7 protein-coding genes are annotated in these 8,723 nt (G+C 74.4%); 5 read left to right on the forward strand and 2 right to left on the reverse strand.

Going from position 1 to position 8,723, the window contains the following annotated elements:
• The coding region (locus tag ACWEO5_RS37105) for an SWIM zinc finger family protein (protein WP_452166502.1) at positions 1 to 450 on the reverse strand (450 nt) is incomplete at its 3' end.
• Between the two features lie 141 nt (positions 451 to 591).
• Entirely contained in the window at positions 592 to 957 is a 366-nt protein-coding gene (locus ACWEO5_RS37110) for a MerR family transcriptional regulator (protein WP_452166503.1), read from the reverse strand.
• 350 nt (positions 958 to 1,307) lie between these two features.
• Here ACWEO5_RS37110 and ACWEO5_RS37115 point away from each other — a divergent pair, with 350 nt between their 5' ends.
• The 5 genes from ACWEO5_RS37115 (at position 1,308) to sucD (ending at position 8,532) form a co-directional block, all read left to right on the forward strand.
• The gene (locus ACWEO5_RS37115; RefSeq protein WP_452166504.1) at positions 1,308 to 2,405 is read left to right on the forward strand and encodes an ATP-binding protein; all 1,098 of its coding nucleotides are present in this window, start codon (positions 1,308 to 1,310) and stop codon (positions 2,403 to 2,405) included.
• Positions 2,402 to 4,810 (forward strand): DUF5682 family protein, encoded by a 2,409-nt coding sequence (locus tag ACWEO5_RS37120; RefSeq protein ID WP_452166505.1) that lies wholly within the window; start codon positions 2,402 to 2,404, stop codon positions 4,808 to 4,810. The genes ACWEO5_RS37115 and ACWEO5_RS37120 overlap by 4 nt, the downstream gene beginning before the upstream one ends.
• Before the next feature lie 163 nt (positions 4,811 to 4,973).
• Entirely contained in the window at positions 4,974 to 6,107 is a 1,134-nt protein-coding gene (locus tag ACWEO5_RS37125) for a VWA domain-containing protein (protein ID WP_452166506.1), read from the forward strand.
• Positions 6,108 to 6,451: 344 nt separating this feature from the next.
• A complete protein-coding gene (sucC, locus tag ACWEO5_RS37130; protein ID WP_176188436.1) occupies positions 6,452 to 7,624 on the forward strand; it encodes an ADP-forming succinate--CoA ligase subunit beta in 1,173 nt (390 codons plus the stop codon).
• 17 nt (positions 7,625 to 7,641) lie between these two features.
• Positions 7,642 to 8,532, forward strand: a complete 891-nt coding sequence (gene sucD / locus ACWEO5_RS37135) for a succinate--CoA ligase subunit alpha (RefSeq protein ID WP_344551975.1) — start codon at positions 7,642 to 7,644, stop codon at positions 8,530 to 8,532.
• The last annotated feature ends 191 nt before the right edge of the window (positions 8,533 to 8,723 follow it).

Below are 8,723 nucleotides of genomic sequence, written 5' to 3' on the forward strand. Positions count from 1 at the left end.
CTCGCGGGCGCCGCCCGCGACCCGGGCGGAACGCTTCTCGGCCCGCTTGCGGGCGGCCGCCGGGTCCGCCTCGGCGGCCTTCGCCGACTGCTTGGCGGCCTTGTCGGCGGCGGCCCGGCCGCGGCCGTCCAGCCACTCCGCCACCCAGTCCGGCGGGGCGGCCCCGTCGGCGACGGCCTCCGGCCCGGAGGCCCAGAGCAGCAGCAGCCCGAGGGCGTGCTTGCACGGGAACTTCCGGCTCGGGCAACTGCACTTGTACGCGGGCGTGCCCAGCTCGACCGCCGTCCGGTACGGGGTGCTGCCGCTGCCCTTGCACAGGCCCCACAGCGCGCCCCCGCCGGTGCCGGTCGCCGACCAGGGGGCCGGGCCGGAGAGCTTGCCCGCCGCCTTCAGGGAAGCCGGATCGGGCGCCAGCGAAAGGACGTGTTCGGTGCTCCAGCGTTCCTCCATGCCGATGACGCTAGGAGGGGCCACTGACAGTCGAGGGTCCGTCAGGACCCGTCGGCCGCCGGTCGGCGGGAACGGCTCGCCGCACCGGACGAAGGGCGGGGCGCCCCCGGGGGCGGGGAGGCACCGACAGCCGACGGCCCGTCAGGCCGGGGCCGGCGGGCATCCCGTGCCGACCCGACCGGCGAGGTCGGCGCGCGGGGCGGCGAGCTCCGCCGTCCGGGCGTCGATCAGCGCGGTCTTCGCCCGGAACAGCTCGGAGAGCCGCTCGGCGGCGTCCGGCGCGGCGCCCGACTCGGCACCCGACTCGGCGCCGGTGCGGGCGATCTCGGCGAGCGGGGAGCCGAGCGCCTGCGCGGTGCGGACGTACCGCGGCCAGGGCTCGGCCCCGGGCGGGAAGTCGCGGTGGCCGTCGGGCAGCCGGTGGGGGACCGGCAGCCCGCCGCGCTCGTGGAAGCGCGGCGCGGCGCGGCCCGGCCCGGTCCGTTCGGCGGGTTCCCCGATGCGCACGTCCCTGCTCCCGTCGGCGACTTGACCCTGGACGGCACTCCCGCTGTTCGCCGACCTTGGCGGGGTCAGCGGTGCTGCTCTGGGCGCCACCGGGCTGCTGTGGGGCTTCCTGGTGGTGGAGGCGGCGTTCGGCGCGGCCCGGCCGCGGCCCTGGCGGCGGGCCGCCGACCGGCGGGTCCCGGCGGGCGGCTGACGCCGGGTCGGTTGTCAGTGGCGGGCGGCACAGTGGTGGGTGCACGGGGCGAACGGGAGTTCTCCCTCCCAGGTCAGTGCCGTGCCGTTCGTCCTTCGCGCCCTCTTCGCGCAGCGTTCTGACGATCCGTGAGATCCCCGTGAGATCGGAGCAGTCGATGACCACCGAGACGACCAGCGAGGTCCTGCGGCAGCACGCCGAGGACGCGTTCGCCGAGGAGCTGGCCGCCCTCGCCCGGCACGACGACCGGGACCGGCCGGAGCGCTGGCGGCTGTCGCCATGGGCGGTCGCCACCTACCTGCTGGGCGGCGAGCTCGCCGACGGCACGGTGATCACGCCGAAGTACATCGGCCCGCGCCGGGTGATCGAGGTCGCCGTGACCACGCTGGCCACCGACCGGGCGCTGCTGCTGCTCGGCGTGCCCGGCACCGCCAAGACCTGGGTGTCCGAGCACCTGGCGGCGGCGATCTCCGGAGACTCCACGCTGCTGGTGCAGGGCACCGCGGGCACCCCCGAGGAGGCCGTCCGCTACGGCTGGAACTACGCCCAACTGCTCGCCCACGGCCCGAGCGAGGACGCGCTGGTGCCCTCCCCGCTGATGCGCGCCATGCGCGACGGGCAGGTCGCCCGGGTCGAGGAGCTCACCCGCATCCCGGCGGACGTCCAGGACAGCCTGATCACCATCCTCTCCGAGAAGACCCTGCCCGTCCCGGAGCTGGGCTCCGAGGTGCAGGCGGTGCGCGGGTTCAACGTGATCGCCACCGCCAACGACCGCGACCGCGGCGTCAACGAACTCTCCTCCGCGCTGCGCCGCCGCTTCAACACCGTGGTGCTGCCGCTGCCGGCCACGCTGGAGGAGGAGGTGGAGATCGTCACCCGCCGGGTCGGCCAGCTCGGCCGCTCCCTCGACCTGCCCGAACTCCCGGGCGGCGCCGAGGAGATCCGCCGGGTGGTGACGGTCTTCCGCGAGCTGCGCTCCGGCCTGACGGCCGACGGGCGGACGAAGGTGAAGACCCCCAGCGGCACGCTCTCCACCGCCGAGGCGATCTCGGTGGTCACCAACGGCCTCGCGCTGGCCACCCACTTCGGCGACGGCGTGCTGCGCGCGGGGGACGTCGCGGACGGCATCCTCGGCGCGGTGGTCCGCGACCCGGTCGCCGACCGGCAGGTGTGGCGCGAGTACGTGGAGGGCGTGGTCCGCGACCGCGACGGCTGGAAGGACTTCTACCGGGCCGCCCGGGAGGTCTCCGCGTGAGTGCCGAGACCGTGAGCACCGGGGCGGCGGGCGCGGAGGTGACGCTGCTCGGGGTGCGCCACCACGGCCCCGGCTCGGCCCGCGCGGTGGCCGCCGCGCTGGCCGCCCTGCGGCCGGACGCGGTGCTGATCGAGGGCCCGCCGGAGGCCGACGACCTGGTCGCGGCCGCCGCCGAGAAGGAGATGGTGCCGCCGGTCGCGCTGCTCGCGCACGTCGCCGACGACCCGGCGCGGGCCGCGTTCTGGCCGCTCGCCGAGTTCTCGCCCGAGTGGGTGGCGCTGCGGCACGGGCTGAACGCCGGGGTGCCGGTCCACTTCATCGACCTGCCCGCCGCGCAGAGCCTCGCGCTCGGCCCGCGCGGCGCCCGCGACGACGGCCCGCCCGCGGACGGCGACGAAACCGTTACCGGCGGGGGTGACACCTCCGGCCGTGACGGAGCGTCGGAAGAGGGGGAGGGGTCGGAAGTGCCGGGGGGCACTTCCGGGCCCGCGCCCGTCGACCCGATCGCCGAACTCGCCGCCGCCGCCGGCCACACCGACCCGGAAGCCTGGTGGGAGGACGCGGTCGAGCACCGCACCCCCGACGGCGACCCGCTGGCCCCGTTCGCGGCCCTCGCCGAGGCGATGGCCGCGCTGCGCGAGCACCACCCGGCCGAGCGCCGCGACCTGGTCCGCGAGGCCGCGATGCGCCAGCGGATCCGGGCCGCCCGCAAGGCCGGGCACCGGCGGATCGCGGTGGTCTGCGGCGCCTGGCACGTCCCGGCGCTGGCCGTGCTGCCCACCGTCGCGCACGACCGGGCGCTGCTCGCCGAACTGCCCAGGAAGCTCAAGGTCGAACTGACCTGGGTGCCGTGGACGCACCGCCGGCTGTCCCAGCACACCGGCTACGGCGCGGGCATCGACTCGCCCGGCTGGTACCACCACCTGTTCACCGCCCCCGGGCAGCCGGTCGCCCGCTGGATGACCAAGGTCGCCGAACTGCTCCGGGCCGAGGACCACCCGGTCTCCTCCGCGCACGTCATCGAGGCGGTCCGGCTCGCCGAGACCCTCGCCGCGGTGCGCGGCCGCCCGCTGCCCGGCCTCACCGAGACGCTGGACGCGGTGCGCGCCGTCATGTGCGACGGCTCGGACGTCGCGCTCGCCCTGGTCCGCGAGCGGCTGGTGGTCGGCGACGCGCTCGGCGAGGTCCCCGACGGGGTGCCCGCCGTGCCGCTGCAGCGCGACCTGACCCGCCTGCAGCGCACCCTGCGGCTCAAGCCGGAGGCCGCCGTCCGGGAGCTCGCCCTCGACCTGCGCGAGAACCTGGGCGTGGAGCGCTCCCGGCTGCTGCACCGGCTGCGGCTGCTCGGCCTGCACTGGGGCCGCCCCTCCCGGGACGGCGTCAACTCCACCGGCACCTTTCGGGAGACCTGGCAGCTCGGCTGGGAGCCCGAGTTCTCGGTCCGCCTGGTCGAGGCCGGCCAGTGGGGCACCACGGTGCGCTCCGCCGCCACCAACAAGGCGGTCGCCGACGCGCGGGACGCCGAACTCACCGCCCTCACCGCGCTCGCCGAGCACTGCCTGCTGGCCGACCTGCCCGACGCGCTGCCCGAGGTGATGCGGCTGCTCGCCGACCGCGCCGCGCTCGACACCGACGCCGGGCACCTGGCCGCCGCGCTCCCCGCGCTGGTCCGCACGCTGCGCTACGGCGACGTCCGCTCCACCGACACCAGCTCGCTCACCGCCGTCGCGCACGGCCTGGCCGAGCGGCTCTGCGTCGCCCTGCCCGCCGCCTGCACCGGCCTCGACGCGGACGGCGCGAACGCCCGCCGCGCCGAACTCGACGCCGTCCACCAGGCGATCGCCCTGCTCGGCGGCGACACCGCCGAACGCTGGGCCGGCACGCTGGCCGCGCTCGCCGCCCGCGAACCGCACGGCGGCCCCGCGACCGGCGTCCCCGGACTGCTGCGCGGCCGCGCGGTGCGGCTGCTGCTGGACGACGGGCGGCTCGACGCGGCGGAGGCCGGGCGGCGGCTCGGCCTGGTGCTGTCCACCGCCTCCGAACCCGCCGACGCGGGCGGCTGGGTCGAGGGCTTCGTCTCCGGCGGCGGCGCGCTGCTGCTGCACGACCCGACGCTGCTCGGCCTGCTCGACGGCTGGCTGTGCGGGGTCTCCCCGGAGGTCTTCACCGACCTGCTGCCGGTGCTGCGCCGGACCTTCTCCTCGCTGGAGACGGGCGTGCGCCACACCATCGGCTCCCGGGTCGCGGCCGGCCCGCTCGGTGCCCCCGCGCAGGGCTCCGCCCCGAGCGCCCCGCTCGACGAGGAGCGCGCCGAGGCGGCCACGGAGGTGCTGGCACTGCTGCTGGGGGTGTCGATCCCGCAGCCGCGGATCCCGCGCCAGGTGGACCGCCGGGCCACCGCCTGAGACGCCGCGGACCCGGGCGGCCGGCGGGATCCGCCGCGGCGCCGCCCGACCTTCCCCCTGTTCCCTTCCGCTTCGCGCAGTTCCCCGCGCCCCTGACGGGGCGCGGGGGTTGGGCAGGGCGGTCTTCGACCGGCCCGATGGGCAAGCCAAGGAGTGAAAGAAGATGACGGTCCGTCAGGACGACGAGCGGATGCGGCGCTGGCGGCTGGTGCTGGGCGGTGACGCGGACGGCACCGGGGTGCGGCTGACCGGGCGGGACGCGGCGATGGACGGGGCGCTGGGGGCGCTGTACCGGGAGGACGGGAAGCGGTCGGCGGGGCTCGGCGGCTCGGCGCCGAAGGTGGTGCGCTGGCTGGGGGACATCCGGGAGTACTTCCCGACCAGCGTGGTGCGGCTGATGCAGCAGGACGCGATCTCCCGCCTGGGCCTGGACCGGCTGCTGCTGGAGCCGGAGATGCTGGCCGCCGTCGAGCCGGACGTGCACCTGGTGGGGACGCTGCTGTCGCTGAAGCACGCGCTGCCGGAGACCACCCGGGAGACCGCCCGGGCGGTGGTCGGCAAGGTGGTGGCGGACCTGGAGCGCCGGCTCGCCGACCGGACCCGTTCGACGGTCGGCGGGGCGCTGGACCGCAGCGCCCGGGTGAACCGTCCCCGGCACCGGGACATCGACTGGGACCGCACCATCCGGGCCAACCTGTCGAAGTACCTGCCGGAGTACCGCACGGTCGTCCCGGAGCGGCTGGTCGGCTACGCGCGGGCGCAGCGGGCGGTGAAGAAGGAGGTGATCCTCTGCATCGACCAGTCGGGGTCGATGGCGCCGTCGGTGGTGCACTCGGCGGTGTTCGGCGCGGTGCTGGCGTCGATGCCGAGCCTGGACACCCGGCTGGTGGTGTTCGACACCTCGGTGGTCGACCTGACCGAGCAGCTGAGCGACCCGGTGGACGTGCTGTTCGCGACGCAGCTGGGTGGCGGCACCGACATCAACCGGGCGCTGGCGTACTGCCAGTCGAGGATCAGCCGGCCGTCGGAGACGATCGTGGTGCTGATCAGCGACCTGTACGAGGGCGGGATCCGCAACGAGATGCTCAAGCGGGTGGCGGCGATGAAGGCCGCGGGGGTGCAGTTCATCGCGCTGCTGGCGCTGTCCGACGAGGGCGCCCCGGCGTACGACCACGCGCACGCGCAGGCGCTGGCGGAGCTGGGGGCCCCGGCGTTCGCCTGCACGCCGGACGCCTTCCCGGAGATCATGGCGGCGGCGATCGAGAAGCGGCCGCTGCCGGTGCCGGAGCGCGGTTGAGTCGAGCGGTCCGCGGGCCGTCAAGGGGAGCGGTGGCCACCCGTCCGGGTGAAGCGGTGGTGGGCCTCACCATCGCGCGCCCCCGCTGGTGAGGGGCCCGGACCGGGCGCGTTGTGACGGTTCTCACCAAGGCGGACCGGGCCCCGGGCGAAACAGGCCGGTCGTCCGGGGATAACCTGCCATGCGGACGTGACGCGCGTGTTGATTGACGATGCGCCCGGCAACTGCGTGGGCCGCAAGGCCGTACATCTGCGTACCCGCTCAGTGTCGACGACCCGCAGCGAAGATCCTGCCGTGGCACGCTCGTAGAGACACATTCCGCGACCACGAACAAGGACAAACACGTGGACCTGTTCGAGTACCAGGCGAGGGACCTCTTCGCCAAGCACGGTGTACCCGTGCTTGACGGCGATGTCATCGAGACCGCCGCAGACGCTGCCGCCATCGCGGAGCGCTTCGGCGGCCGAGCCGTCGTCAAGGCTCAGGTGAAGGTGGGTGGCCGGGGCAAGGCCGGTGGCGTGAAGCTCGCGTCCGACCCGCAGGACGCCGTGGCCAAGGCCGAGGCGATCCTCGGCATGGACATCAAGGGCCACACCGTCCACAAGGTCATGCTGGCCCAGACCGCGGACATCAAGGAGGAGTACTACGTCTCCTTCCTGCTCGACCGCACCAACCGCACCTTCCTGGCCATGGCCAGCGTCGAGGGCGGCGTGGAGATCGAGGTCGTGGCCGAGGAGAACCCGGACGCGCTCGCCAAGATCCCGGTCGACGCCAACGAGGGCGTGACCCCGGAGAAGGCCGCCGAGATCGTCGCCGCGGCGAAGTTCCCGGCCGAGATCGCCGACCAGGTCGCCGACGTCCTGCAGAAGCTCTGGGTCGTCTTCGTCAAGGAGGACGCCCTCCTGGTCGAGGTCAACCCGCTGATCAAGTCCGGCGAGGGCAAGATCATCGCGCTCGACGGCAAGGTCTCCCTGGACGAGAACGCCGAGTTCCGCCAGCCCGAGCACGAGGCGCTCGAAGACAAGGCCGCCGCCAACCCGCTGGAGGCGGCGGCGAAGGCCAAGGGCCTGAACTACGTCAAGCTCGACGGCCAGGTCGGCATCATCGGCAACGGCGCGGGCCTCGTCATGAGCACCCTGGACGTCGTCGCGTACGCCGGTGAGAACCACGGTGGCGTGAAGCCGGCCAACTTCCTCGACATCGGCGGCGGCGCGTCCGCCGAGGTGATGGCGAACGGCCTGGAGATCATCCTGGGCGACGCCGACGTCAAGTCGGTCTTCGTCAACGTCTTCGGCGGCATCACCGCCTGTGACGCGGTCGCCAACGGCATCGTGCAGGCCCTCGCGCTCCTGGAGAGCAAGGGCGAGGCCGTCACCAAGCCGCTGGTCGTCCGTCTGGACGGCAACAACGCGGAGCTCGGTCGCCAGATCCTGACCGACGCCAACCACCCGCTGGTCGAGCAGGTGGACACCATGGACGGCGCCGCTGACCGCGCCGCCGAGCTGGCCAACAAGTAAGGAAGGGACTCAACACCATGGCTATCTTCCTTACCAAGGACAGCAAGGTCATCGTCCAGGGCATGACCGGCTCCGAGGGCATGAAGCACACCCGCCGCATGCTCGCCTCCGGCACCCAGATCGTCGGCGGCGTGAACCCGCGCAAGGCGGGCACCACCGTCGACGTCGACGGCACCGAGGTCCCGGTGTTCGGCACCGTGGTCGAGGCGATCGAGAAGACCGGTGCCGACGTCACCGTCATCTTCGTGCCGCCGGCGTTCACCAAGTCCGCCGTGATCGAGGCGATCGACGCCGAGATCGGCCTCGCCGTGGTCATCACCGAGGGCGTGCCGGTGCACGACACCGCCGCGTTCTGGGCCCACGCCGGCGCCAAGGGCAACAAGACCCGCATCATCGGCCCGAACTGCCCCGGCCTGATCAGCCCCGGACAGTCCAACGCGGGCATCATCCCGGCCAACATCACCGGCTCGGGCAAGATCGGTCTGGTGTCGAAGTCCGGCACCCTGACCTACCAGCTCATGTACGAGCTCCGTGACCTCGGCTTCTCCTCCGCGGTGGGCATCGGTGGCGACCCCGTCATCGGCACCACCCACATCGACGCCCTCAAGGCGTTCCAGGAGGACCCGGACACCGAGCTGATCGTCATGATCGGCGAGATCGGCGGCGACGCCGAGGAGCGGGCCGCGGCCTACATCGCCGAGCACGTCACCAAGCCGGTCGTCGGCTACGTCGCGGGCTTCACCGCGCCCGAGGGCAAGACCATGGGCCACGCCGGCGCCATCGTCTCCGGCTCCTCCGGCACCGCCCAGGCGAAGAAGGAGGCCCTGGAGGCCGCCGGCGTCAAGGTCGGCAAGACGCCGTCCGAGACCGCCCGCCTGGCCCGCGAGCTGTTCGCCGCCGCGAAGTAAGCGAGCAGCGAGCCCGCAGCACGGCCAGTACGCCGAAGGCGCCGCGCACCGTCCGGTCCGTTCCGGACGGGGTGCGGCGCCTTCGGCGTACCCGGGCGCACCCCGGCGCGTCCTACCGCGGGGGGCAGAGCGGGCCGCACGGGGCCGCCGCCGGCGGCGGCAGCGGGTGGCGCTCCGGCGGCGGGGGCGGG

Source organism: Kitasatospora sp. NPDC004272 (genome assembly GCF_053603035.1).

Bases quoted from the DNA above. Each gene is read 5' to 3' on its own strand.
- ACWEO5_RS37115 (WP_452166504.1), top strand. From the start codon at position 1,308: ATGACCACCGAGACGACCAGCGAGGTCCTGCGGCAGCACGCCGAGGAC.
- ACWEO5_RS37125 (WP_452166506.1), top strand. From the start codon at position 4,974: ATGACGGTCCGTCAGGACGACGAGCGGATGCGGCGCTGGCGGCTGGTG.
- sucD (WP_344551975.1), top strand. From the start codon at position 7,642: ATGGCTATCTTCCTTACCAAGGACAGCAAGGTCATCGTCCAGGGCATG.